The sequence below is a fragment of the Cupriavidus sp. SIMBA_020 genome, from assembly GCF_046535395.1.
Classification (GTDB): domain Bacteria; phylum Pseudomonadota; class Gammaproteobacteria; order Burkholderiales; family Burkholderiaceae; genus Cupriavidus; species Cupriavidus campinensis.
In genome coordinates this window covers 1-267 of record NZ_JAWRWU010000706.1, presented here as the reverse complement: position 1 = coordinate 267, position 267 = coordinate 1, and the positions used below count along the sequence as shown (strand labels likewise).

The 267-nt window shown below is 64.0% G+C and carries 1 protein-coding gene; it reads left to right on the top strand.

The features are described from left to right. Window positions 1-267 (top strand): IS66 family transposase (locus SB751_RS31155; protein WP_410749162.1); only part of this gene is annotated, 267 nt, incomplete at both ends.

Here is a 267-nt window from a genome sequence, read left to right as displayed (position 1 = left end):
CGGGCGGGTCTGGCGATCGCGCAATCCACGCTCGGCGCCTGGGGTGGCGCGTGTGGCGTGCGCCTGCATCCCCTGGTCGATGCACTTCGCGAAGAAGTGTTGCAGCAGGCAGTACTGCATGCCGACGAGACGCCGGTACAGATGCTTGCGCCGGGAAAGGGCAAGACCCATCGAGCCTATCTGTCGGCGTACAGCACCACGCAGTTCTCCGATATGAAGGCGGTGATCTATGACTTCGCCGAGAGTCGCGCTGGCGAACATGCTCGC